At 32.6% G+C, this 26,712-nt stretch carries 23 protein-coding genes and 1 tRNA gene; 5 read left to right on the top strand and 19 right to left on the bottom strand.

The annotated features are described in order from the left end of the window. Nucleotides 1–14: 14 nt before the first annotated feature. From ACQY1Q_RS12945 to mraZ, 16 genes are all read right to left on the bottom strand, one after another. A complete protein-coding gene (locus ACQY1Q_RS12945) occupies nucleotides 15–1,277 on the bottom strand; it encodes a hypothetical protein (RefSeq protein WP_431005743.1) in 1,263 nt (420 codons plus the stop codon). A 201-nt stretch (nucleotides 1,278–1,478) separates the two neighbouring features. Then, a tRNA-Arg gene (locus ACQY1Q_RS12940) sits at nucleotides 1,479–1,551 on the bottom strand. A gap of 23 nt (nucleotides 1,552–1,574) precedes the next feature. Then, nucleotides 1,575–2,021, bottom strand: coding sequence for a GatB/YqeY domain-containing protein (locus tag ACQY1Q_RS12935; RefSeq protein ID WP_431005742.1), 447 nt, complete (start codon nucleotides 2,019–2,021; stop codon nucleotides 1,575–1,577). Between the two features lie 67 nt (nucleotides 2,022–2,088). After that, nucleotides 2,089–3,957 (bottom strand): cell division protein FtsZ, encoded by a 1,869-nt coding sequence (ftsZ, locus tag ACQY1Q_RS12930; RefSeq protein ID WP_431005741.1) that lies wholly within the window; start codon nucleotides 3,955–3,957, stop codon nucleotides 2,089–2,091. Nucleotides 3,958–4,035: 78 nt separating this feature from the next. Beyond that, nucleotides 4,036–5,385 carry a cell division protein FtsA gene (gene ftsA, locus ACQY1Q_RS12925; RefSeq protein WP_431005740.1) on the bottom strand — a complete coding sequence of 450 codons (1,350 nt, stop codon included), beginning with the start codon at nucleotides 5,383–5,385 and terminating at the stop codon, nucleotides 4,036–4,038. Continuing rightward, nucleotides 5,372–6,112: a cell division protein FtsQ/DivIB gene (locus tag ACQY1Q_RS12920; protein ID WP_431005739.1), complete on the bottom strand. Its 741-nt coding sequence runs from the start codon at nucleotides 6,110–6,112 to the stop codon at nucleotides 5,372–5,374. Before ACQY1Q_RS12920 ends, ftsA begins: the two co-directional genes overlap by 14 nt. After that, on the bottom strand, nucleotides 6,109–7,461 hold the full coding sequence (gene murC, locus ACQY1Q_RS12915) for a UDP-N-acetylmuramate--L-alanine ligase (RefSeq protein ID WP_431005738.1): 1,353 nt from the start codon (nucleotides 7,459–7,461) through the stop codon (nucleotides 6,109–6,111). The genes ACQY1Q_RS12920 and murC overlap by 4 nt, the downstream gene beginning before the upstream one ends. A gap of 16 nt (nucleotides 7,462–7,477) precedes the next feature. After that, a complete protein-coding gene (gene murG / locus ACQY1Q_RS12910) occupies nucleotides 7,478–8,572 on the bottom strand; it encodes an undecaprenyldiphospho-muramoylpentapeptide beta-N-acetylglucosaminyltransferase (protein WP_431005737.1) in 1,095 nt (364 codons plus the stop codon). A gap of 36 nt (nucleotides 8,573–8,608) precedes the next feature. Then, nucleotides 8,609–9,796, bottom strand: coding sequence for an FtsW/RodA/SpoVE family cell cycle protein (locus ACQY1Q_RS12905; RefSeq protein ID WP_431005736.1), 1,188 nt, complete (start codon nucleotides 9,794–9,796; stop codon nucleotides 8,609–8,611). Nucleotides 9,797–9,820: 24 nt separating this feature from the next. Continuing rightward, entirely contained in the window at nucleotides 9,821–11,155 is a 1,335-nt protein-coding gene (gene murD / locus ACQY1Q_RS12900) for a UDP-N-acetylmuramoyl-L-alanine--D-glutamate ligase (RefSeq protein WP_431005735.1), read from the bottom strand. Then, a complete protein-coding gene (gene mraY, locus ACQY1Q_RS12895) occupies nucleotides 11,156–12,379 on the bottom strand; it encodes a phospho-N-acetylmuramoyl-pentapeptide-transferase (RefSeq protein ID WP_431005734.1) in 1,224 nt (407 codons plus the stop codon). It lies immediately after the preceding gene. A 3-nt stretch (nucleotides 12,380–12,382) separates the two neighbouring features. After that, on the bottom strand, nucleotides 12,383–13,849 hold the full coding sequence (locus ACQY1Q_RS12890; RefSeq protein ID WP_431005733.1) for a UDP-N-acetylmuramoyl-L-alanyl-D-glutamate--2,6-diaminopimelate ligase: 1,467 nt from the start codon (nucleotides 13,847–13,849) through the stop codon (nucleotides 12,383–12,385). Further along, complete coding sequence (locus ACQY1Q_RS12885; protein ID WP_431005732.1) at nucleotides 13,850–15,862, bottom strand: penicillin-binding protein; 2,013 nt, start codon at nucleotides 15,860–15,862, stop codon at nucleotides 13,850–13,852. Nucleotides 15,863–15,865: 3 nt separating this feature from the next. Further along, nucleotides 15,866–16,195, bottom strand: coding sequence for an FtsL-like putative cell division protein (locus ACQY1Q_RS12880; protein WP_431005731.1), 330 nt, complete (start codon nucleotides 16,193–16,195; stop codon nucleotides 15,866–15,868). 4 nt (nucleotides 16,196–16,199) lie between these two features. After that, the gene (gene rsmH / locus ACQY1Q_RS12875) at nucleotides 16,200–17,096 is read right to left on the bottom strand and encodes a 16S rRNA (cytosine(1402)-N(4))-methyltransferase RsmH (protein ID WP_431005730.1); all 897 of its coding nucleotides are present in this window, start codon (nucleotides 17,094–17,096) and stop codon (nucleotides 16,200–16,202) included. Next, entirely contained in the window at nucleotides 17,083–17,550 is a 468-nt protein-coding gene (mraZ, locus tag ACQY1Q_RS12870) for a division/cell wall cluster transcriptional repressor MraZ (RefSeq protein WP_431005729.1), read from the bottom strand. Before mraZ ends, rsmH begins: the two co-directional genes overlap by 14 nt. A gap of 202 nt (nucleotides 17,551–17,752) precedes the next feature. On the opposite strand from mraZ, the gene ACQY1Q_RS12865 reads away from it, so the two are divergent. From ACQY1Q_RS12865 to ACQY1Q_RS12845, 5 genes are read left to right on the top strand one after another with little or no spacing between them, the layout of a single operon-like run. Further along, entirely contained in the window at nucleotides 17,753–18,517 is a 765-nt protein-coding gene (locus ACQY1Q_RS12865; protein ID WP_431005728.1) for an alpha/beta fold hydrolase, read from the top strand. Nucleotides 18,518–18,532: 15 nt separating this feature from the next. Beyond that, a complete protein-coding gene (yihA, locus tag ACQY1Q_RS12860) occupies nucleotides 18,533–19,144 on the top strand; it encodes a ribosome biogenesis GTP-binding protein YihA/YsxC (RefSeq protein ID WP_431005727.1) in 612 nt (203 codons plus the stop codon). Between the two features lie 5 nt (nucleotides 19,145–19,149). After that, nucleotides 19,150–19,836 (top strand): RluA family pseudouridine synthase, encoded by a 687-nt coding sequence (locus ACQY1Q_RS12855; RefSeq protein WP_431005726.1) that lies wholly within the window; start codon nucleotides 19,150–19,152, stop codon nucleotides 19,834–19,836. Between the two features lie 29 nt (nucleotides 19,837–19,865). Continuing rightward, the gene (locus ACQY1Q_RS12850) at nucleotides 19,866–20,897 is read left to right on the top strand and encodes an alkane 1-monooxygenase (protein ID WP_431005725.1); all 1,032 of its coding nucleotides are present in this window, start codon (nucleotides 19,866–19,868) and stop codon (nucleotides 20,895–20,897) included. A 5-nt stretch (nucleotides 20,898–20,902) separates the two neighbouring features. After that, nucleotides 20,903–22,276 carry an aldehyde dehydrogenase gene (locus ACQY1Q_RS12845; RefSeq protein ID WP_431005724.1) on the top strand — a complete coding sequence of 458 codons (1,374 nt, stop codon included), beginning with the start codon at nucleotides 20,903–20,905 and terminating at the stop codon, nucleotides 22,274–22,276. 28 nt (nucleotides 22,277–22,304) lie between these two features. On the opposite strand, the gene ACQY1Q_RS12840 is transcribed toward ACQY1Q_RS12845, so the two are convergent. From ACQY1Q_RS12840 to ACQY1Q_RS12830, 3 genes are all read right to left on the bottom strand, one after another. Beyond that, a complete protein-coding gene (locus tag ACQY1Q_RS12840; RefSeq protein WP_431005723.1) occupies nucleotides 22,305–23,000 on the bottom strand; it encodes a Crp/Fnr family transcriptional regulator in 696 nt (231 codons plus the stop codon). Between the two features lie 116 nt (nucleotides 23,001–23,116). Beyond that, the gene (locus ACQY1Q_RS12835; RefSeq protein ID WP_431005722.1) at nucleotides 23,117–23,995 is read right to left on the bottom strand and encodes a carbonic anhydrase; all 879 of its coding nucleotides are present in this window, start codon (nucleotides 23,993–23,995) and stop codon (nucleotides 23,117–23,119) included. A 223-nt stretch (nucleotides 23,996–24,218) separates the two neighbouring features. After that, nucleotides 24,219–26,606: a penicillin acylase family protein gene (locus ACQY1Q_RS12830; protein WP_431005721.1), complete on the bottom strand. Its 2,388-nt coding sequence runs from the start codon at nucleotides 26,604–26,606 to the stop codon at nucleotides 24,219–24,221. Between the last annotated feature and the right edge of the window lie 106 nt (nucleotides 26,607–26,712).

Below are 26,712 nucleotides of genomic sequence, written 5' to 3'. Positions count from 1 at the left end.
TACTATTATAATGTTTATAAACAGTCTGTACAATTAATAATACCATCATACTCGGCTTCAAACAGCAAGTAAAATTCATGCGCACCCATAATTTTACCTTTCTTTTGATGATTATTTGCAACATTGTACCCCCATTGTGCCGCGGCCATACGTTGTGCATGTGTACCGTGATGTCCGGGACTGGTAAAGCTACAATCTCCTATATTGTAAAAAACATTCATAAACTGATTAACTTTCCACCAGTTCATTGTTGCCCCTCTTTTATGCGTTAAATAGTAAGCTGAAAAAGCATCAGCCATTAGTTCTGTTCTTCTGGTTTCCTCCGGTTCATTTTCAGGAGTTACCTCATTAAAATATCCATTATCATACTGAATGTGATGTCCAAACTCATGTGCTAAAATAGCCGAAGGCCCGGTATCTCCCAAACCAATAGCTTCATAAGCCATCATAATTCCATCACCCATTGCTATTCTATCGCCAACATAATACCCGGCAATTTCTCCGTCAAGAGAAATGGCTACAGCATTGAAAGAAAGTAACGGATGTGTGTGGTTCCAAAACTGATCTTGCCCAAAAATTTCATTTACAAGCTCAGCAAAATAACGATTTTCTTCTTCTGTTTGGGATGGATATAGTATACGCTCAATTGTAATTAGACGTTCAATATCTCTATATACTCTTCCTGTCATAGGTACCATTCCTATATTTCCACTATTAATATCCCAAAATCTTTTTAAGCTCTTAAAGTTTCTTTGCAATTCGTTAGTGTACTCTCCATTAGGGCCAAAAATTCCTCTATCATTTGGATCAGCTAAAAGGTAAGCATCATACGTTGGATGATAACTTAAAAAATAATAATATAAAACATCTATAAATGTCCAATCTGCTGTTGAAGCACTTAAATAAGCATCTAGTTCAGGTGTTTCTCCACAGGCATATACATCTGGGTCAATGGCCATTAAAACTGCTTTTTTAACTAATTTAAAAGCAGTTTCATTAATAAACTTAGGCGTAGCTTCATTTTTTACAAATGTTTCAAATTCTTGAGTACTAGTATCTCCACCATCTAATTTATTTTTAAAATAAATAAATTGGTTTTTTCGTTGTTGTAGTTCTTCTATAAAAGAACTATTCTTTCCAACTGTTTTTAAAACTGTTTTACTAGTTTGTGAAGTTGTTGTTTCTTCTGTAAAAGTGTCATTACTACATCCTGTAAATAAATAACCTGCGCCAACTATCATAACTATAGCCAGCTTTTTAAAAAAAGTAAATTTCATAATTAAATAAAAGTTAAAGTTAGTTCTAATAAATATAAGCATTAAACATAAATACTTAATAATCAAATATTTATTTTTTATTTAAAAAATGCAATTCACTAAATTATTATTCTTAAAAATTACAATTTGAAGGCTATTAAACCTATAGAGTATAATAAAAACAAAAAACCTTGAAATTCAAGGTTTTTAAAATTATAAAAGCGACCCCGGAAGGACTCGAACCCTCACCGTCAGAGCCGAAATCTGATGTTCTATCCAGTTGAACTACAAGGTCAATATATAGCGGTAATTGCTTCCTTATGAAAGTTTAGCTTTTACAATAGCTGAAATTGTTTTTCCGTCTGCTTGTCCTGCCAATTGCTTAGATACAATTCCCATAACTTTTCCCATATCTTTCATTCCATCTGCTCCAACTTCAGCAATTACTTGCTCAACTACTTTTTCTATCTCTTCATCACTCAATGCTTCAGGTAAAAACTGCTCTATTATTGCTGCTTCAGCTAATTCCGGTTCTGCTAAATCAGCTCTTCCTTGTTCTGTATAAACAACAGCACTATCTTTTCTTTGTTTTACTTGTTTTTGAATAATTTTTAATTCATCTTCTAACGATAAGTCTCCTGCACCGGTTTCAGTTTTGGCTAACATAAATGCCGACTTTAATGCTCTTAAAGCCGTTAAAGCTACAGCATCTTTCGACTTCATAGCTTCTTTCATCTTATCCATAACTTGTTGTTGTACACTCATTGTAACTGTTTTTGATGTAAAAAATTCCCGAATGAATCGGGAATTAAAATTATTTATTTTTTTATAATTAATCTACATTATCATGTAAAAATGAATTATTAGATCGTAATAAGTCATTATTATCTGTGTTTAATGCAGTATCTGTTTTACTTATTTCTCTGTTTACATCAATATCTACACCTAATCTTTTATAAGCCGGCTGACGTTCAATTTCATCAATATTTTTACTTACCTGATCAGCAAACTTATAATTAAACCCCTTCATTTTCTCACGTCTTTCCTGTGCTCTTTTTTGTAATTCAGAAATTGTTAAGCTTAGTGGAGATACTTCTTCATTTGAAACATCTGCTCCTCCTTCATTTCTTGTTTTAACTTCAAAGTTTAATGCTTCATCTTCTTCTTTTTTTATAGAAGGAGTTGAACTTTTACCAATGGTTGGTTCAGCACTAAAATCATCTAAAACATAACGTTTTTTTACTTCAGTAACAACTGGTTTTACTTCCTCAGCTTTTACTTCTATATTTTTTATTGTTTCCGTAGTTTCAACCAAATGAGCACTTGGCTTAATCTCTTCATAAGAATTTAAAGGTAAATCAAATAACAAGTCTTGTTGTATATATTCTTGTTTTACCTCTTTTACTTCTTCTTGTGTTTCTGAAACTACATTTGTTATAATGAAATCATCTTCAGATATGGTTTCTATAGCAATTTCATCATAAACAACATTAATATTTTTAATTGCTTCTGTTGTTGGAATTAAATTAAGCTCAGGTTGCTTAGGAGCTTTTTCTTCTTCCAATACATGAACAACTTTGGGTTCTGCCTTATTTGTTAAGGGCTCATTAATTGTTGGTGCTTTCTCTACTTTTTTTTCGTCAAAAGTATAGGTAGCTTTTTGCTCATCTTCTAACGTATGAACAATTTTTTTTACTTCCGTATTAATTATATTTCCTTGTTGGTCCGCAGCAAAACCAGTAGCTACTACTGTTACCGCTATTCCGTCTTCTAAAACCTCATCTTCACCAATACCCATAATAATATTGGCATCATATCCGGCTTCTTCCTGAATATAATCGTTGATTTCACCGATTTCATCTAGTGTAACTTCATTAGCTCCGGAAACAATTAATAACAATACATTTTTAGCTCCTGTAATTTTATTGTCATTTAATAAAGGAGAATCTAATGCTTTTATAATGGCATTTTTTGCTCTATTTGCTCCGGATTCTCTAGCTGATCCCATGATAGCAGTTCCACTATTTGATAATACTGTTTTAGCATCATGTAAATCGATATTTTGCTTATAGTGATGGGTTATTACTTCTGCAATTCCTTTGGCAGCAGTTGCTAATACTTCATCTGCTTTAGAGAAACCTGCTTTAAACCCTAAATTACCATATACTTCTCGTAACTTATTGTTGTTAATAACAATTAACGAATCAACATGTCTACGTAACTCATCAATTCCTTGTTGAGCTTGTTTTGAGCGCATTCTTCCTTCAAACTGAAATGGCATAGTAACAATTCCTACTGTTAAAATGTCCATATCTTTTGCAATTTTAGCTATAATTGGTGCAGCACCTGTACCGGTTCCACCTCCCATACCGGCAGTGATAAATACCATTTTAGTATGGGTATTTAGCATTTGCTGGATTTCCTGAATACTTTCGGCTGCTGCCTGAGCTCCTACTTCTGGGTTCGCTCCGGCTCCCAATCCTGATGTTAAATGTGCTCCAAGCTGAACTTTATTAGGAATAGGACTGTTTTCCAATGCTTGTGCATCGGTATTACAAATTACGAAGTCTACTCCGTGAATTTGTTTACTGTACATGTGATTAACGGCATTGCTACCTCCCCCTCCAACACCAATAACTTTAATGGCATTAGACTGTGTTTTTGGCATGTCGAATGAAATGTTATCAAATTCTGCGCTCATAATAACTTTTCTTTTTAATTGTTTTTATTATTTAAACTCTTACAGGGGATTAACAAGAGTTTGTATTCTTTTATGATTCTATTCTGCATTATCTAAAAATTCTTTAAATCGTTCGGTAAACTTATCAAAGAATGATTTAGATTTTTGTTTCGGTTTTTCGTTTTTCACAACGGGTTTTTCTTCTTCCTCTTCTTCTATTTCAATTTTTCTCTCAAAAACAGGTTCTTCTTTCGGAACTTCTTCTTTTAGGATATCTTCTTCAATTTGGTGTTTTTCTAAGCCTTCCATTAACAAACCTACCGCTGTTGCATAGGCCGGGCTTGAAAGAACATCATCAGAGTCTCCTGCCAAATGTTCGTTCGGATAACCGATACGAACATCCATTCCGGTAATGTATTCTACTAACTGGCGTAGGTGTTTTAATTGTGATCCTCCTCCTGTTAATACAATACCTGCAATTAGTTTACCTTTTTGAGTTTCGTGTCCATAATTTTTTATTTCCAAATACACATGTTCAATAATTTCCTGAACACGCGCATGAATAATCTTAGATAAATTTTTTAATGTAATTTCTTTAGGTTCTCTTCCTCTTAATCCGGGTATAGAAACTATTTCAGTTTCTTTATTTTCTCCCGGCCATGCAGAACCAAATTTTATTTTTAATAACTCTGCTTGTTTTTCTATAATAGAACAACCTTCTTTAATATCTTCTGTAATTACATTACCTCCAAAAGGAATAACTGCCGTATGTCTTATAATTCCATCTTTAAAAATGGCTAAATCTGTTGTTCCTCCTCCGATATCTATCAATGCAACTCCGGCTTCTTTTTCTTCCTGACTTAATACAGCTGATGCTGATGCTAAAGGTTCTAATGTTATGTCTGATAGACTTAATCCTGCACTTTTAACACATCTTCCTATATTTCTAATTGATGATACTTGACCAACAACTACATGAAAATTAGCTTCAAGTCTACCTCCATACATACCTATAGGCTCTTTTATATCCGGCTGACTATCTACTTTATATTCTTGAGGCAATACATGGATAATTTCTTCTCCCGGTAACATTACCAGTTTATGTACCTGCCCCACTAAATTTTCAATATCTGTAATATTTATAACCTCATCTGATTTCTCACGAGTAATATAATCACTATGATGAAGGCTTCTTATGTGTTGTCCGGCAATTCCTACAACTACATTTTTTATTTGGTGTCCTGACACACTTTGTGCCTCATCAACAGCTTGTTGAATAGATTGTATTGTTTGGGTTATATTATTTACCACACCTCGTTTTACACCTAAACTCTTCGCTTTACCAATACCTAAAACTTCTAATTTTCCGTACTCGTTTTTACGACCAATCATGGCAACAATTTTGGTTGTACCAATATCTAACCCAACTGATATTTTATTGTTTTCCATCTTGATTATGTTTTGTGCACACAACTTGGTTGTGATACTTTACATTGATTGTTTTATATTCTTTTATAGACCCATCTATAAGAGCTTTATTATAAAATGCTTTTAGCTTTTTAAATTTAACTGTTACCTCTTCAAATTTCCCAAATGCTATTTGATAATCACCGGTTCTAACAGTAAACATATATTCATTTTGAGCATTTTTTTCAATTGCAATGATTTCTTTTTTAAAAAAATCATCACTTGAAATGATATGTATTAACTGTATTAGTTCTTTGATTTCTTCAGCATTCCCTACCCCGGAAACTAACGGAACTCTAGCCGAAAAATTTGCTGATAAAGGAATTTTAACTCCGTACTTATCAACATAATAAATCGAATCTTTATCAACAACCCTAGCTATTGGCCTGCGTTGTTTTATGAGTGTTTTCAACACCCCATCAATAGTTAAAAAAACAGTTGCTTTTTCTACATAAGGGTTTGCCGAAACGTTTGTTTCTAGAAAGTGTAAATCTACTACTCTTTTTGGTTGGTTTTCAACAAATTTTTGATTTTGTATTAACATTTTATCAACCATACTGTGTGTGAGAAAGTTATTATCTCCTTCCTCAAATTCAACCACCGTATTTTTCACTTTTTTATGGTTATTCCTATTTGAAGTAAACCCGTATAAAAAGCTTAAAAAAGCTATGAGAAGTATAAACGATATGTAAGCTGCTATTTTTTTCACGTTAATACATTATACTTTTCTTCTAATTTTACTTTTATGTCATCAACTAACAAACCAATATCACCGGCTCCTATTAACACCACAATTTTTGCGTCAGATTTTAGAACGTCCTCTATTACTTTTTGTTTTGTGGTTAACTGTTTGTTTTCAATATTCATTTTATCTAACAGCCAAGAGGAAGTAATTCCTTGTATTGGTTTTTCTCTTGCCGGATATATATCTAACAATAATACTTCATCAAACTTCGATAATGACTCGGCGAAACCGTCAGCAAAATCTCTGGTTCTACTAAATAAATGAGGTTGAAATACTGCCAATACTTTTTGAGTAGGATACATTTCTCTTACCGAGTTTTCAACTGCTTTAATTTCTGTAGGATGATGAGCATAATCATCTATCAATACGATAGCGTCTGTTTTTATTTTATATGAAAACCTTCTTTGCACACCTCTAAAAGATTGCAATTGTTTTTTTATAACTTCTGTTGAAACTCCGTAAACATCTGCCATAGCTAATGCTGCTAACGCATTCATTACATTATGTCTTCCGGGAAGATTAAACTCAATATCGTTTATATTACCGGTAGGTGTTTTTACATTAAATAAGTATGCTCCATTTTGAATACGAATATCGTATGCTTTATAATCTGCTGCTGCTTCAACAGCATATGTAAGACCTACAAGCGGCAACCCTTTAGCTATAATTAATGTATCCGTAACTTTATTTGCAAATTCTACAAATGATTGCTGTAACATTTCCGCTTCTCCGTAAATATCCAAATGATCAGCATCCATTGAGGTTATACAGGCTATATTAGGCGATAATCTTAAAAATGATCTGTCAAATTCATCTGCTTCCACTACAGAAACTTTATCGTTTCCTAAAATCAGATTAGAATTATAATTTTCAGCAATTCCTCCTAAAAATGCTGTTGCCTCTTCAGGTTGCATAATATGACCAAGAATAGAAGAGGTTGTTGTTTTACCATGTGTTCCGGCAACTCCCAAGCAAAAAGTATTCTTGGTAATTTCTCCTAAAATCTCAGATCTTTTCACAACTGTAAAACCGTTGCTTTTAAAATAGGCAAGTTCTTCGTGATCTTTTGGAACTGCCGGTGTAAACACCACAATAGTTTCTTTTGCATCAAGAAATGAAATAGGAATATTTTTCACAGCATCGTCATAATGTATTTCAATACCTAATGCTGATAATGAATCAGTAATAGGTGTTCTTGTTTTATCGTACCCTGTTACTTTTTTCCCATTCGCTTTAAAGTAACGGGCAATAGCACTCATTCCTATTCCGCCAATTCCTATAAAATAAACGTTATGTATTTTATTTAAATTCATTAACTCGTTCCTATCGTTACTTTTTAATAATTTTTTCTATTTCATTAACTATGTCACTCGTTGCATTAGGCAATGCTAATACTTTTATATTCTCACTTAAACTTTCTTGTTTTCCTTTATCTTTCATTAAGGTTTCTAATACTATAGGAAAAGTCTCCAATTCATTTTCATTAACCAAAATTGCGCCATGTTTATCTACAATGGCTTTTGCATTTTTAGTTTGGTGATCTTCAGCTACATTGGGCGACGGAATAAAAATAGTTGGTTTTCCTACAATACATAATTCTGAAACAGAACTGGCTCCTGCTCTTGACACGATAAAATCGGCAGCAGCATAGGCTAAATCCATTCTATTTAAAAATTGATGAACCTGAACATGAGCTCTTTTATTGTATTTTTCATACTCTTCAACATATAGTTTTCCACATTGCCAAATAAGTTGAATATTTTGAGATTCAAAAAAGTCGAGTTGCGACTCAATTAATTGGTTAATTCTTCTAGCCCCAAGACTTCCTCCTAAAACTAATAATGTTTTTCTTGCCGGAGTTAGCTTAAAAAACTGTTTTCCTTCTTCTGTTTTTGTATGAATAAACAGTAAATCTTGTCTAACCGGATTTCCTGTTTTTATAATTTTATCTGACGGAAAAAAACGTTCTAAATTATCATATGCCACGCATATTTTTTTGGCTTTTTTACCTAACATTTTATTAGTAATTCCCGGATATGAATTTTGTTCCTGAATAAGGGTAGGTATTCCTTTTTTAGTAGCTGCCATTAATGTAGGTCCGCTTGCAAATCCTCCGGTTCCAATAGCCACATCTGGTTTAAATGTGTTTATAATTGAGTGTGCTTTCCATAAACTACTAAGTAGTTTAAAAGGGAATATTAAATTTTTTAACGTTAGTTTTCTTTGTATCCCTGAAATCCACAATCCTTTAATATCATATCCGGCCTGCGGCACTTTTTCCATTTCCATTTTATCTTTAGCACCAACAAACAAAATAGTAGCTTCCGGATATCGAAGTTTTAATTCATTGGCAATCGCAATTGCCGGGTAAATATGACCTCCGGTTCCTCCTCCGCTTATTATGACATTAATTGATTGTTTCATATTTCTCAATTATTAATTCAGTCCTTTATTACTTTTTTAAATAGTTTCATGTAAAATATCTAAAGGATTGTCATCTAAAATAGTTTCTTCCGTTTCGTTTTTAGAAGCACTAACACTTAGTATCATTCCCAAAGCAAAGCAGGTCATCCAAATAGAAGTTCCTCCACTACTAATTAACGGAAGTGTTTGTCCCGTAACCGGTAAAATATTAACTGCTACCGCCATATTAATCAGCGCTTGAAATACAATGGGTATTCCCACCCCTATTACCATTAATGTTGCAAAAACGGTATTTGCTTTTTTAGCTGTTATTAATATTCTAAACAGTAAAAGGAAGTAAATAAACACAACTAAAAGTGCTCCAACCAACCCATATTCTTCAATAATTATTGCATATATGAAATCGGAAGATGATTGTGGCAGGAAATTCTTTTGCACACTTTTTCCGGGACCTTTTCCTATAGGCCCTCCCGTTGCTATGGCTATTTTTGCTTTTTCTACTTGGTAATTTTCTTCACCTTCCGATTTAGAAAAACTTTCTAACCTGTTTTGCCATGTATGAATACGGTTAGGCATTGCATCCGGAAAAGCTTTTGCCACCAAAATAAAGAACAGCAAAGAAAATAAACCTATACTTAATATATACCCTATGTATTTCAACGGATATCCACCAAGATATGCCAATAGTAAAATCATGGTAAAAAATATGGCTGTTGTAGAAAAGTTAGCCGGCAACACTAGCATTAACACAACCCCGACCGGCAACCACATTTGTAATAAACTTTCTTTAAATTGTATTGGCTTTTCTTTATGCTTTGCTAAATACCTAGCTACATAGACCATTAATACTAAACCTGCCAAAGTAGAAGTTTGGAAACCTATTCCTACAAACGGAATGCGAATCCATCTACTTGCATTAGCCCCACCAATTACTGTACCTTGAGCCATTGTAAAAATTAACAGCAATACAATTACAGGTAACATTAATACTGAACCTCCGCTAAAATAACGGTACGGTATTTTATGAACTCCGTAAATAATAGCAAACCCTGATAATAACAATACGATGTGTTTAATCAAGTGCCCAAAGGTAGACCCATTTCCTACAACATATACTAGGTTTGTACTGGCACTGTATACCGGCATAAATGAAAATATAGCTAATACAGCCACTATTGCCCATATTGCTCTATCTCCTTTTATATGTTGAAAAACAGATTTCATAATTATTTTCTTATTCTTTACTTCTTATAAATTTCTTACAGCTTCTTTAAACTTTTCTCCTCGATCTTCATAATTACTGAATAAATCAAAGCTGGCACAAGCCGGTGACAATAATACTACATCTCCTTTTTCTGCTATTTTATGCGCAACTTTTACAGCTTCTTCTGCTCCTGCCGTTTCTACCAAAATGTCTACAACATTTTGAAACGTTTCAATGATTTTACTATTATCTAATCCAAGACAAACAATTGCTTTTACTTTTTCTCTCACTAAAGGAAGTAAATCAGCATAATCATTCCCTTTGTCAATCCCCCCAACAATCCATACAGTAGGACTATCCATGCATTCTAATGCATAATATGCTGCATTTACATTAGTTGCCTTACTATCATTGATATACTGTACTCCGTTTATTTTAAGCACATTTTCTAAACGATGTTCTACTCCCTCAAAGTCAGATAAACTCTCTGCTATAGCTTCTTTTCTTACTTTTAGCAACTTTGCTGCCATTGCTCCTGCCATTGCGTTTTTAGTATTATGCTTACCTTGTAATTTTAAGTTTGCAATATTCATTAACACTTCTTCCGAATTTAATTTCATCATTATCTTATTATCTTTTACAAAAGCTCCAAATTCCAATTCTCTTTCTAATGAAAAGGGTACAAGTGTCGCTTTTGTTTTATTTTCTTGTAACCATTTATTTATAACCTCATCATCTCCATCATAAATCAAAAAGTCATTTTCTGTTTGATTTTTTGTTATTCTGAATTTTGACGCTATGTATTTATTAAAATCATATTCATATCGATCTAAATGATCTGGTGTGATATTCGTTATAATAGCAATATGAGGGGCAAACTCATTAATTCCATCTAACTGAAAGCTGCTTAGCTCTAACACATATTCATCATAGTTTTCTTTAGCAACTTGTTCTGCAAAACTATCACCTATATTTCCTGCCAGTCCTACATTAAACCCTGCTCTTTTAAGCAAATGATGTGTAATTAATGTGGTGGTGGTTTTTCCGTTTGCTCCTGTTATACCTACAAGAGTTGCCTTGGTATATTCATAGGCAAATTCAATTTCAGAAATAACCGGAATCCCTTTTTCTTTTATTTTTTGAATTAGCGCCACTTTATCCGGAATACCAGGACTTTTCATTACTACATCTGCCTTAAAAATCTCAGATTCGGTGTGCATTTCTTCTTCAAATGGAATTTCATTTTGTAAAAGAACTTTTTTATACTTTTCTGCTATTTTTCCTTTATCTGACACAAAAACTTCATAGCCTTTTTGCTTTCCTAAAATGGCTGTTCCTACACCACTTTCACCAGCACCTAATACTACCAACCGTTTCATTTACCTTAATTTTAGTGTTACAACAGTAAATACTGCCAATAAAATTCCAACAATCCAGAAACGAGTAACAATCTTACTTTCATGATATCCTAATTTCTGATAATGATGGTGTAATGGTGACATTTTAAAAATACGTCTTCCTTCTCCGTACTTCTTTTTCGTGTATTTAAAATATGATACTTGCAGTATTACCGATAAGTTTTCTACCACAAAGATTCCTGCTAACACAGGTAGTAACAGTTCTTTTCTAATTGCAATAGCCAATACAGCTATAACGCCTCCTATGGTTAAACTTCCGGTATCTCCCATAAAAACCTGAGCTGGATATGTATTATACCACAGAAAACCTATTAAAGCTCCAGCAAAAGCAAAAATAAACACGGTCATTTCTCCGGATTTTGGGATATACATTACATCTAAGTAGTCTGCAAAAATGATATTTCCGGATATCCATGCAAAAATTGCCAACGCAACAACCATAATTGCTGATGAACCAGCGGCTAAACCATCAATTCCATCTGTTAAATTAGCTCCATTAGAAACTCCGGTAACTAAAAATACTACAACGAAAATGAATACAATCCATCCATATTTTTCATACCCCTCTCCTAAAAAACTCAATGCTTTAGCATATTCTAATTCATTATTTTTTAAAAATGGCACCGTTGTTTTGGTTGATTTATGTTCTTCTCCAAACACTTTTTTCTTTCCGTTTTGAACGATTTGTTGTGCAACGGGTAATTGCTCTTTAATGGTTACATCTGGATGAAAATAAAGCATTGTTCCTACAATTATTCCCAAGCCTACTTGACCTAAAACTTTAAATTTTCCTTTTAAGCCTTGCTTGTCTTTCTTAAACACCTTTATATAATCATCAGTAAAACCTATAACTCCCATCCATAGGGTAGTGATTAATAAAATCACTATGTATATATTTTCCAGCTTTGCTAGTAATAAAACAGGAATTAGTGTACTAAGAATAATTATAATACCCCCCATGGTAGGTGTACCAGCTTTTTGCACTTGACCTTCTAACCCTAAATCACGAACCGTTTCACCTACTTGTTGTCTTCTTAAAAAATTGATGATTTTTTTTCCGAAAATCATAGAAATCAGCAACGATGTTATAAATGCTGCAGCTGCTCTGAAAGTTATAAACTGAAATACACTTGCTCCTGTCAAGTTGAATTCTTTTTCTAAATATTCAAAAATATAATACAGCATTCCCTATAGTTTTTTTAGTTGCTCAAAACAATTTTTCACTTCTTCTAAATCATCAAAATGAAATCGTTCTCCATTGATTTCCTGATAGTTTTCATGTCCTTTTCCGGCTACCAGAATAATATCTCCTGTTTTAGACAGTTTACAGGCTGTTTTAATAGCTTGTCTTCTATCTAAAATTGATAGTGTTTTTTTATAATTTTCAGCAGCTACTCCTTCTTCCATATCTTCAAGAATACGTTGTGGATCTTCGGTTCTAGGATTATCTGAAGTAAAAATAGTTTGCGTACTTAGCTGTGATGCTATATGCGCCATTTTAGGTCGCTTTGTTTTATCTCTATCACCTCCGCAACCTACTACAGTTATTACCTGCTCATTTCCTGTTCGGATATCGTTAATAGTTTGTAATACATTTTTCAGTGCATCCGGAGTGTGAGCATAATCGACAATAGCCGTAACGTGATCTTCAGAGATGGTATATTGAAATCTACCACTAACACTTTCCAACTCACTTAACAGTCTTAAAATTTCTATTTTTTCTAACCCTAATAAACTTGCCACTCCGTAAATAGCTAATAAGTTATATACATTAAACTCTCCTATTAACTTGGTCCAAACCTCCACTCCGTTAATTGATAATAAGCTCCCTGAAAAACTTTTCTCTAAAACTTTTGCTTTAAAATCTGCTATGGTTTTTAAGGCATAACTTTGCTTTTCTGCCTTGGTGTTTTGTAACATAACCAGCCCATTCTTATCATCAATATTGGTTAAAGCAAATGCCGATTTGGGCAACGAATCAAAAAATGATTTTTTTACATCTCTATATTCTGCAAATGTTTCATGGTAGTCTAAATGGTCATGTGATAAGTTGGTAAACACTCCACCTACAAAAGCTAAACCTTCTGTTCTTTTTTGATGAATTCCATGAGAACTTACCTCCATAAAACAATACGCTACCCCTTCTTCAACCATCTCATGTAAATACTTATTAATCATTACAGAATCGGGTGTTGTATGTGTGGCTTTATATTCTTTTTCTCCAACTAATATTTTCACCGTTGAGAGTAATCCAGATTTAAATCCGGCTTTTTTAAACAACTGATATAAAAGTGTAGCTACCGTAGTTTTTCCATTAGTTCCGGTAACCCCTATCAACTTTAATTTAGTTGACGGGTTATCATAAAAATTTGCTGAAATAATTGCTAATGCTGAGCTTGAATTTTCTACCTCAACATACGTTACATCTTCCTGCTTATATTCAGGTGTATTTTCACACACAATTACCTTAGCGCCTAACGTTATTGCTTTGTCAATAAACTTATGTCCATCAACTGTTACTCCTTTTTGAGCTACAAACAGCTTGTTTTCTTTTACCTTACGGCTATCAAACTCAATATCATCCACCCAAACGTCTGTACTTCCAAAAACAGCGTTTACTGAAACTTTATATAATATGTCTTTTAAATTCTTCAATTATGATAACCTTAAATAAATAGTTGCCCCCTTAGATACTTTTATTCCGCTTTCAACAGATTGCTCTACAACTTTACCCATGCCAGTAAATCTTACTTTTAACCCCATATTTTCCAACAGAGAAATAGCATCCATACCACTCATACCTAAAACCTTAGGCATAATTGTTTTATATTTCTTCAATTTTGTATAATACTCATCATATTCTTTATCTATACTTGCATATGAAATTGTATCTGTTACCGATTGATTATTTATAGGTGTAGTTGTATATATTTTTTGAGCTATTTCTTTAAATATAGGTGCCGCTACCTGAGCTCCGTAATAGCCTTTTTCTTTTTTAGGTTCATGAACCACTACTATACATGAATATTTTGGCTCATCTGCCGGGAAAAATCCTGCAAAAGAAGCTACATACTTTGTACTTGAATAATGCCCTCCTATAATTTTACCATTAGCATCTTTATGCCTTGGAATCCATTTTTTAGCCGTTCCTGTTTTACCAGCCATAGAAAAGTTAGACGAGTAAATGTTTTTTGCAGTTCCTTTTATCACTACATCTTCCATTACTTTTCTTACTTTATTCAGTGTAATTTGTGAAGCAATTTTTTCTTTTAAAACTACCGTTCCAAAACTTTTATCTACTTTATTACCTACTCTTAACTCTTTTACAAAATACGGCTTTACCAACTTACCATTATTTGCTACAGCATTATAAAAAGCTAATGTTTGTAAAGGTGTTAGGGAAACTCCATAACCCCACGCCATCCACTCTAACGATATTGGACTCCAACTTTTTTCTGACGGGTTTGGTATATATGGCTTTCCTTCTCCTTTAATTTTTACTCCAGTTTGCTGATCTAACCCAAAAGCCTTGATTCGTTTTACAAATTTTTCAGGAGTTTTATCATAATGCTTTTTAATCGTTTTTACAATTCCAACATTAGAAGAAACTTCAAAAACTCTTGCTAATGAAATTTTTCCATACCCGCCTGCTCTACTATCTTCAACTTTTCTATCGTTAATAAATATTCGCCCTTTTTCACAATCAACCACCGTTGATGTATCTGCTACTTTATCTTCTAAAGCAGCCATTAAACTTGCTAATTTAAAAGTAGATCCCGGCTCATGACTTTCCCAAACTGCATAATTTCTTTTCTCATAATACTTTCCGTTTGAAGTTCTTCCCAGATTTGAAATTGCTTTTATTTTTCCGGTTTCCACTTCCATCACAACAGCACAACCATGTTCTGCTTCAAAATTTTGCATTTGTTTCAACAAAGCATGATGGGTAACATCCTGAATATTAACATCAATTGTTGTAATAATATCATGACCATCAATAGGTTCTTTCTCATTAACATCATTAATAGGCTTCCACTGACCTTTAGCTATCTTTTGTTTTAACCTCCATCCATTTTCCCCTTGCATATATTCAGCAAATGCACCTTCTATTCCTGCTCCTCCCCTATAATCATCATACCCAATAGTTCTTTCGGCTATTTTTCCGATAGGATGCACCCTAACGGTTTGTTGTTCTGCAATGAAACCACCTCTATAAACCCCTAACTCGAAAATAGGAAAGGTTTTCATAGCTGCATAATCATTATACCCAACATTTCTAGCAATTAACAAGTAGCGATTATTCCTTTTTCTGGCTTCCCGTAATTTTTTCTGATACGATTCTGTACTTCCCCCTAACAATCCTGATAAGGATTCAGAAAGCGCTCGTATATTTCTTTCAAAAACACTTGATTTTACCGCCATTACATCCATTCTAATGGTAAATTTTGACATTGAAGTAGCCAATAAATTACCATCAGAAGCATACACATTCCCTCTGTTAGCAAAAATAGTGTCGTTTTTAACGGTTTTTTCTTGAGATAATTTTCGATACTTATCTCCTTCTATATATTGAAGTTTAAAGATTCTGAAAATAATAACCACAAAAAAAAGCGTCATTAAAATCACAACTACATAGAGTTTATTTAATATGCTTTTTTTAATTACCATTTTTTAATCTTGTTTTATTGTTACTTTTATTTTTTTCGGGGGTTTTTCTGCAGGATTCAATCCTTCATTTTTTACTTTAGCTCTAATGCTGCTTTCCAGTTTCATCCGCATTAAAATTGTACTTGTATCAATATACTCTGCTCTCAATCGTCTTTTCTCCTTATTTAGCTCTGCTATTTTTACAACTTTAGCATCAGCACTATGAGCACTCGAAATCATAACCAGTAGAAGCAACACTACAAAAATTAGCATTCTCCAATTTTTCAAGGAGCTTTCATCTGTTAAGAAACCTCCTCTTAAAACATCATAAATACTATTTCTAACTTTTGACATATATTTATTTTAGTGTTGCCACCCTTAATTTTGCGCTTCTAGCCCTGTTATTCTCTTTTATTTCCTTAGAGGTTGGCACCACTAACTTCCCTACCTTTTTAAGCGGCTCATCTGTATTTCCATACATATCCTTCTCCGGCTCTCCGCTAAACATTCCTGTTCTGATAAATCTTTTAACCAATCTATCTTCTAAAGAATGGTACGATATAATACTTAATCTCCCATCAGTATTTAAAAGCTGAGGCATTTGCTCTAAAAACTCTTTTAAAACCTCCAACTCTTGATTTACTTCAATTCGTATTGCTTGAAATATTTGAGCTAAAATCTTATGTTCTTTTGCTTTCGGAAGAAACTTCTGTAACACTTCTTTCAACTGAAAGCTTGTCTTAATTTCTTTATCACTCCTTGCCTCCACAATGGCTTTAGCTAATGCTCTTGCATTTCTTAACTCACCATACAAAAACAAAATATCAGCCAATTCTTTTTCTTCATATTTATTGATGATTTTTTTAGCTGACAACTGTGATTTCTGATCCATCCTCATATCTAAGTCTGCATCAAAACGCGTTGAAAACCCTCTTTCTGCAGCATCAAACTGATGAGAAGAGACCCCTAAATCAGCCAACACACCATCAACTTTCTTTATTCCATAAAACCTCAAAAAGCGAGTAATAAACCTAAAATTCTCTCCTATCAACACAAAACGGCTATCCTCAATTTTATTTTGTTGAGCGTCCGGATCCTGATCAAAAGCAAACAACCTTCCTTTCTCTCCTAATCGACTCAAAATTTCTCTGGAATGCCCACCTCCTCCAAAGGTTACATCAACATACACCCCATCTTCTTTTATATCCAGAGCATCAACACTCTCTTTTAATAATACCGGACTATGATAATTCATCTAACTCAATATTACCCATCACTTCTTCTGCTAAATCAGCAAAATCAACAACAGAATCATCAATTACTTTTTCGTACTTTTCTTTATCCCAAATTTCAATTATACTCACAGCAGAAGACAATACAATATCTTTACTCAATTCTGCAAACTGACACAAATCTTTAGGAATCAACATTCTTCCTGTTGCATCAACTTCAACTATTTTTACACCCGCCGTAAACCTTCGTATAAAATCATTATTCTTTTTAACAAAACGATTCAATTTATTTATTTTCGCCATCACCAAATTCCACTCCTGCATAGGATACACTTCCAAACAAGACTGAAAAACAGATCGTTTCACAACAAAACCATCTTGCAACACAGTAGAAAGCTGCTTTTTAAAGGCTGTTGGCATCATCAACCGCCCCTTAGCATCCATCTTACACTCATATGTCCCAATTAAGCTTATCACGTAATAAATTGATAGTTTGCATCAAAAATACAAAAAAAACACCACCTTTTACCACTTTCTACCACTTTGTTAATAAGTTTTACCATTACAATTAAATATCTAAATACCAATTCATTACCAATCAAAAACAGTTATGAGTCAATAAAAATGAAAAAGTGGTAAAAAAAAACTACATTTGTCGTTAAGTCAAATCAAACTTTTTATGACTGAATTTTTAAAGAAAGAAGGCAAATTTACATACGCAGAAGCAGGTGAAGGGAAACCGATTATTGTTTTACACGGACTCATGGGGGCTTTGAGTAATTTTGACGCAACTTTTAATTATTTTTCAAAAAAAGGATATAAAGTATTCATACCCGAGCTTCCATTATACACCCTCCCTTTATTAAAAACTAATGTTAAAAACTTAGCTAGGTTTTTACATGAGTTTATTGAATATAAAGGTTTAGAAGATTCGATTCTTCTTGGAAACTCTTTGGGAGGTCACATAGCTTTATATTACATAAAACAGTACCCTAAAGATATTTCTGCTTTAGTTTTAACAGGTAGTTCCGGACTTTATGAAAACTCAATGGGAAATAATTACCCTAGAAGAGGAGACAAAGAGTTTGTTAGAAATAAAACTCGTGATGTTTTTTACGATCCTGAAATTGCTACAGAAGAGTTAGTTGACCAAGTTTATGATGTTATTAACGACAGAAATTCTTTAATAAGAACTCTTGCTATAGCAAAAAGTGCGGTTAGACATAATATGGCTAATGATTTACCTAACATGCATCAACCTACTTGTTTAATTTGGGGTAAGCAAGATACAGTAACTCCACCGGAAGTAGCTGAAGATTTCCACAGATTGTTACCTGATTCTGATTTATATTGGATTGATAAATGTGGTCATGCCGCTATGATGGAAACACCTGAGGAATTCAATTCTATATTAGAAGAGTGGCTGACTAAACGTAATATTTAACTTATATTTTTACTAATGAAAATTAAATCTGCTGAATTTATAATCAGCAATACCAATGTTACAAAGTGCCCTAAAGAGCGCATTCCTGAGTACGCATTTATCGGTCGTTCAAATGTTGGAAAATCTTCATTAATAAATATGTTAATGGAACGAAAGGACTTAGCCAAAACCTCAGGAAGACCAGGAAAAACGCAACTCATAAATCATTTTAAAATTAATAATGAATGGTTTTTAGTTGACTTACCCGGGTATGGTTACGCTCAAGTTTCAAAGAAAAAAAGAGCTAAATTTCAAGGTTTTATTGAAAACTATTTTAAAGAAAGAGAACAATTAGTTTGTTCTTTTGTTTTAGTAGACTCAAGACATGATCCTCAAAAAATAGACTTGGAATTTATGCAATTCTTAGGTGAACATCAAGTTCCTTTTTGTATTGTATTTACCAAAGCGGATAAACTTGGAAGTTCTAAACTTAACCAACAAATAGCTCGCTATAAAAAAGAGTTATTAAAATTCTGGGAAGAAGCACCTATGTCATTTATCACCTCATCAAGCAGCAGTTTAGGTCGTGATGAGTTTTTGAATTTTATTAATCAGGTTAATCAAGATGTAGCTCAAGATTTTAAATAATTCTAATGCACTCTACCAAAGAAACGCTTCAGGTTTTATACGAAGACAATCATTTAATTATTGTTAATAAACGTGCAGGAGACATCACCCAAGGAGACAAAACCGGAGATGCCCCGTTAAGCGATATTATCAAAGAGTATATAAAAGACAAATACAATAAACCTGGAAATGTTTTTTTAGGAACTGTTCATCGTTTAGACAGACCCACCTCGGGTGTGGTTATTTATGCCCGTACTTCTAAGGCTCTTGAACGTTTAAACAAAATGCTTAAAGACAAAGAAATACAAAAAACGTATTGGGCAATTGTTAAAAACCAACCTCAAAAAGAACAAGACAGCTTAATTAATTTCTTAAAAAAGAATCCGAAAAACAATAAATCGTTTGCTTACAACAAAGAAATTCCCGGAAGTAAAAAAGCTATTTTACATTATAAAGTTCTTAAAAAACTGGATAGTTATTCATTACTCGAAATCAATTTAGAAACAGGAAGACATCATCAAATTAGAGCACAACTATCAAACATTGGCAGCCCTATTAAAGGTGATTTAAAATACGGTTTTAACAGAAGCAACAAAGATGGCAGCATTCATTTACATGCACGTAAAGTTGAGTTTATACATCCGGTTAGTAAAGAGCTTATAAAAGTAACTGCATCAACTCCAAAAGATTCTATTTGGGATGCTTGTCTCTAAATTTGTATATTTAGGGAAATTAATAATTAATGAAAGCGCTCAAATTTTTATCGATTTTAATTTTACCTATAACAGTATATATCTCATTTACTCAAAAGGGATGGCTTACCTTTTTACCTATTTTCACTTTTTTTATTATCGTTCCTTTAGTTGAGTTTCTTTTTTCTCCGGATAAAATGAATTTTTCAAAAGAACAAGAAGAAATAGAAAAACAAAATAAGCTATATACCTATATTTTATACTTAACCATACCTATTCAATTAGGTTTTTTATACTGGTTTTTTATCATTATACAGGAGCCCGGTTTAAGCACATTCGATTATATAGGCAAAATATTTGCTATGGGGTTAATGTGCGGAGTTATAGGTATTAACGTTGGGCATGAATTAGGCCACAGAAATAATAGATTAGATGAATTTTTAGGAGAGTTACTTCTATTAACTTCACTAAACACCCATTTTTTACCCTATCATAATGCAGGACATCATTTTAATGTAGCAACTCCTAATGATGCCGCTACTGCAAGAAAAAATGAAATTGTTTACTTTTTCTGGATTCGCTCACATTTCCAAAGCTATTACCAAGCGTGGACGGAAGAAAATAAAAGGCTTCTTAATTCAGGAAGAAATTGGTTTCATTATCAAAATAGAATGATTATTTATTCAATTTGTAACTGCATTTTACTTACGTCAATTTTATTTTTCTTTACCATAAATGTGCTCATTGCTTTTTTAGCAGCTTGCATTGTTGGAATTTTATTACTGGAAACTGTAAACTATATAGAACATTACGGACTATTGAGAAAGAGAAATGAACATGGCAGATATGAACGCGTGAAAAGAACCCATTCTTGGAACTCTGATCATGTTATTGGTAAACTAATGTTATTTAACTTATCAAGACACTCTGACCATCATTATAATGGAAGCAAACATTATCAACTTTTAAAAACATTACCTGAAAGTCCGCAAATGCCAACCGGATATCCGGGAATGATGTTACTGGCCTTGTTTCCTCCTCTGTGGTTTAAATTTATGAATAAAAAACTTGAAGATCTTTAAAAACAATGAACACCCTACAAATTATTCAAAATCAGAGAGTTTTTTTTAGTTCACAACAAACTAAAAGCATTGCTTTCAGAAAAAAAGCGCTAAAAAAACTTCAAAATGAACTTATAAATCGTGAACACGAAATTGTTACCGCATTGTATAATGATTTTAAAAAGTCTGAATACGAAGCTGTAATGACAGAAACTACCATTGTTTTATCTGAATTGAAAAAGACTCTTAAAAATCTTTATAAATGGAGTAAACCTAAACGTGTTTTACCTGCTATTCTTAACTTTCCTTCATCAGCAAAAATACACAAAGAGCCTTATGGAGTAAGTTTAATTATAGCTCCTTGGAATTATCCTTTTCAATTAGCTTTTGCTCCTTTAATAGGTGCTGTTGCTGCCGGAAATACAGTTGTTTTAAAACCTTCTGAATTAACACCGCACACAAGTAAAATAACCCGAGAAATTATTGAAGCTGTTTTTGATAAAAATCATGTTTCTGTTATTGAAGGTGGTGTAGCTGTCTCTCAAGAGCTATTAGCTCAACGTTGGGATTATATTTTCTTTACCGGTAGTGTTCCTGTAGGAAAAATTGTAGCCAAAGCTGCTGCCGAACACCTCACTCCAATCACTTTAGAATTAGGAGGAAAAAGTCCGTGTATTGTAGATGAAACTGCCAATATTAAACTAACCGCAAAACGAATTATTTGGGGTAAATTTATTAACGGAGGGCAAACATGTATTGCTCCTGATTATTTATTAATTCACTCTTCTGTTAAGGACAAATTTGTTTCCTCTTTTAAAGAAGAGTTAAAAATTGCTTACGGAGACCAGCCAAAAGATTCACCGGATTTTCCGCGTATTGTGAATACCAAAAACTTTGATCGATTGGCATTAATGCTTGAAAACGTAACTTGTTTAACCGGAGGTGACACTAACAGAGAGGAGAAATATATTGCTCCAACACTTATAGACAATCCTAAATTAGACAGTGAAGTAATGAAAGGGGAGATTTTTGGTCCAATTTTACCTTTAATTACTTATGAAACCGAAAATGATATTGACAACGTTATTTCTAAGTACGACAAACCTTTAGCCTTGTATCTTTTTTCAAATAGAAAAAAGTTTGCAAATCGAATTATTGAAAAATATTCTTTCGGAGGTGGCACGATAAACGACACTACAGTTCATTTTGCAAATCACAGACTTCCTTTTGGCGGCGTTGGAGAAAGCGGTATTGGCAGCTATCATGGACAAAAAACTTTTGATACTTTTTCTCACCATAAAGGAGTAGTTACTAGGGGAACTTGGTTAGACATTCCAACAAGATACGCTCCTTATAAAGGAAAATTAAAACAGTTACGTTTTTTAACAAAGTGGGGGTAAAATAAGGGTTATAAAGTTTCTGATTTACTTATACATAATTAGAAACTTTAATTAACTTTTTCATATCATTCACAAAAATTTCTCCCTTTTCTACTTTGATAATACGCTCTTCTTTAAAATCATGAAGCACTCTTGTAAGAGATTCTACAGAAGTTCCAATCATACTACTATGATCTCTTCTTGATATTTTAATCCCTTCATTTATATCAGAAAAACATTCATTTAATTCAATAAGAGATAGAGCCACTCTTTCTCTTACTGAATGTTGTGAAAGTATTTTCATATTATTTACAAAAACTCCAAATTCATGAGCCATTACTTCTAGTAGCCTATACCCAAAGAGCTTATCTAAATCTATTAGTTTCATAAACGTTGATTTGGGTATAAAATCGATTTCACAATCTGTTAAACTAGAAGCTGAATACGGATACGATGCCTTGCTCATAAGAGCTTGATAACCTATCAATTCGTTTTTTATGGAAATTTGAAATATATACATCTTTCCTTCCAGTCCTGTTGTAAATTTTTTTACTTTTCCTTTTTTCAATAAAAATACTCCTTGAGGTATCATTCCTTCATAAAATAACGATTGTCCTTTAGGTATTTTTAAAGTTGTTTTTTCTCTTAAAATTAATCCCTTACATTCATCTGATAAATCTTCAAAAATTTTTTCACTTTTAAATTTAAACCTCTTATAAGGGAACATTGAATTTATATTCACCATAATTATTGTGTTAAAAATGTTAGAAATAAAAGCAATATTTTCCTGTAAGTAATTTAAAAAATGTGCATTTTCGTACGAAAATGCACATTAATTACAATATTAAAAACGTGTAAATCTTAGTCTTCAGAAACCTCAACAACTCTTCCGTTTAAAGGTTGCGTAGGTCTATTATTTTCGTGTTCAGCATTTCGTATGTTCTCAATTTGAGAAGCAGAAGCCTGTAATGGTTCTTTTAAAACATACCAAGTAACTATTTCACTACAAGGTGGCGTAGTTAAAGATCCGCCATACGTATAATACTCTTCAAAAGTATCTTCATCACTATATCTGAAAAATTCTTTTGCATTATATATATAATTGCTATCATAGGTATCTCCTGCATGAGTTGGTATAGTATTCATAAATTGTGCTAATACTTTATTCTCTCTACCCTCTACAAAAAATACACCTACAACTGCTAAGTTAGAACTATTAACATCTTTATGCACAAAATGAACTTCCATTGGATAATGTTTTCCATTTACTGTGTGCTCACTTTCTGTATGAAAATGAAATTGCTTAAGCTCATACTTTTTACCATTTAAATAGCTATAACTTCCCGGACTATAAGTAAATTGTACGGTATGACCATTGTTTAAAATAGACACATAACTGTTTTTATACCCTAAGTACAGTTCATCTAAATCATCATTTTCTCTAGTATTGCTAGTTACAATATTAACAGGAGATTGAGTGTTTCCGGCACAGTCAGACCATACACCACTACATAAATTAGCCCAATGATCAGGCCCTAACTCTCCTTCATATTCGAAGTGGCAATCAGATTCTGATCTTCCCATTGCCTCATATCCTAAAGTAGACTCTTGTACATCAACGCCTTTTAACGGAGGGTCAACAGTTGCGTCTATATTAAGCACCTCTGTTTCATTCTTACAACTCACCATTATCATAATCATGACAATAAGAAGCTTAACATTTGTTATCTTAACTTTCATAAAAATAGAATTTAATTGTTTGCTACAAATAACCCAATATTCTAATAGAAATTACACGTATTTAATCAAAGGAAATATTGATTTTTATCATATAAGTAACGTTATCTCTATTTTTTTATGATAAAAAATAAAATAAAACAGCTTTTTTAATACTTTTTAAACACAAAAAGCATTTTAGTAATAAATTTTTAACAAGCCGTTTTTATTTTTATATGTCAAGATTTTACTTTTTAGATGGACTGATTTTTAAAATGTTACCTGTTTGCTCTATAGCTTTTTCATTTAACTTCATTGGAACAAACTTTCCATCTAGGTATTTTTGTGATTGATTTTTGTAAAAAGGACTCAATACATTTCCAGATTGCCCGGTAGGAATAATGGTTATACTATTTTCTATATCTGAAAAATCAATGACCCTACGAGTTGAAGGACCTGCATGAATTTTATAATAACCTGTACTATCAATTTTATAAATCTGATTATTTATAACCTGATCTCCTCCAATTGTTTCAAAAGGACCCACATTAAAAATTTTCCTGAGTATTCCTCCTGCTTTTCCTATAGCATGTTCATATTCTACTGAAGCTACTCTTTTCCATTTCCAATCCTCTACATTTTCACCTAATTGGTTTTGTAAAAAAGAAAAAGCTTCTTTAAATGATTGGGTTATAATTTCATTTTTGGTTTCAATTTTATCTTTAGTAGCAATATTGTCCCACCAAATAGATTGATTTTTTTTCACTTGATAGGCTACTACTTTTTCTTCAAAAGGTGTATTTATAAATTGTTCAAAAGCTTCTCCCATCTCATCTTTAAACGTGTTTTTTACAAACTCATACCATAAACGATTATAGATAACCGGCCCCACTTCTTCTTTTCCAAAATATCCATTCCAATTTTTTAAACTGTACAAGGCTTTCTTTTCACTTGGTGACAGTTCATCATTATCAATACTCTGTATCCAAAAAGCACTTATTTCCGGGGCAGTTACTGAAGTAACATCATAAATCATCTGTGCTACATCTTCTTTTGTAAAATCATTTTTTACATCTAATAAATTTTCAATTCTTTTGGCTCTGTCTTCGGGAAGATAGTAACCCGGATACAACATACCGTCTATTGAATCGGGTTGATTGTTGGCCGAATACACATAATTCCATGTTGGATTTATAGCCTGAGGATTTTGCTCAAAATCTAAATACTCAAGTATTTCATCTTTTCCGGAAGCTCCGTTTAAAATAAGTTTTCTATTTAAGCTATCTCTGTATTTATATAATTTTCCGGAAGCAAACCATGCTATGTTATTTTTTGCATCGCCATACATAATATTTAATCCCGGCGCATGCAATTTACTAGCTCCGTTTTTAAAATTAGATAACGATTTGGCATGAGATAAATCATAGGAAACTTCTAAAAGGTGGTTTTCTAATTTTGTATAAATCCACTGCATGGCTATTGGTTTATCTGTATCTATAAACTCAATAAGTCCGTTCATTACAGGTCCGTGATTGCTAACTTTCACCTGATATAGTGTATCTTTTTCACCTTTTACTTTTATTCTTTTAGTGAGTAATTCGTATTTTTTATACCCTAAAGGGGTTTTGTATTCTAATGTATTGTTCGGATTCTCTTCTTCATAATAAAAATCTACATCATCATTTTCAAACATAGTTAATCCGTAGGCATATTCTCTATTATGCCCTAACAACGGAAAAGGTGTTAAGGCTAAATTATAACCGTACATTTCATATTCAGGTGTTTTGATATGTGATTGGTACCAAACAGATGGTTGTGCATATCCTATATGGGGGTCATTAGCAAAAATTACTTTTCCGCTTTTTGTTTTTTCTCCACCAATTACCCAAGAATTACTTCCTATAAACGGAGATACCGGCAATTTATCCATTACTTCATTCATTGCTTGAGCAAAAGCCCCTTTTAATTCCGGATTTTTTTCATTTCTTATTACTGTTAAGTTGCTATGCTCTGCTCCTAAGAGTTCTTCTAAATACTCATCTCCTAACTTTTCTTTTACCTCCGTAAGCATAGGATCTGTTTTATGAGCTACCGCAAAACTAAAGGCCATATAACCATAAACATTGTATATATCTTGCAAGGTGTATTTCTCTTTATTAACTCCTACTAAATAAAATTCTATGGGTGTTGTTCCGTTTTCAATAAATTGATTTATTCCACTTAAATATGCCTCAGCTAATTGATAAGGTTTTGAGTTTTTATCTAATTTTTCAATACTTTTTTGAGCCATTTCTTCAATCCCTAATCCCGAAAAAAACTTATCAACTCTTATTAATTCTTTTCCAAAAATTTCTGATAATCTTCCTGCAGCAATTCTTCTCATTAACTCCATTTGCCAAAGTCTGTCTTGGGCATGAACATAACCTAAAGCCACATAAGCATCTTTTTGATTCATTGCCTTTATATGCGGAACACCAACTTCATCAAAAGAAACTATTATTTCATTAGAAATGTTTTTTAAATTTAAGTCTCCTTTGTATTGAGGTTTGAGATTCATAGCAAAAAACCATCCTCCTAAAAAGATTAAAACAATTATTACCAGTATAACTTTTATTATTTTTTTAAAAACTTTCATATAATCATAATTAGCTTAACAAGACCTCTTAATTACTTTTCTTTCTATTCAAAAATAGCGGTTTTGTATTAATAATATATAGTAATAAAAAATAATCAATTGTTTA

The sequence above is a fragment of the Tenacibaculum sp. TC6 genome (assembly GCF_050606265.1).
Lineage (GTDB): Bacteria > Bacteroidota > Bacteroidia > Flavobacteriales > Flavobacteriaceae > Polaribacter.
Note: the sequence above shows the minus strand (reverse complement) of the source record. Positions and strands in the feature narration are given on the sequence as shown.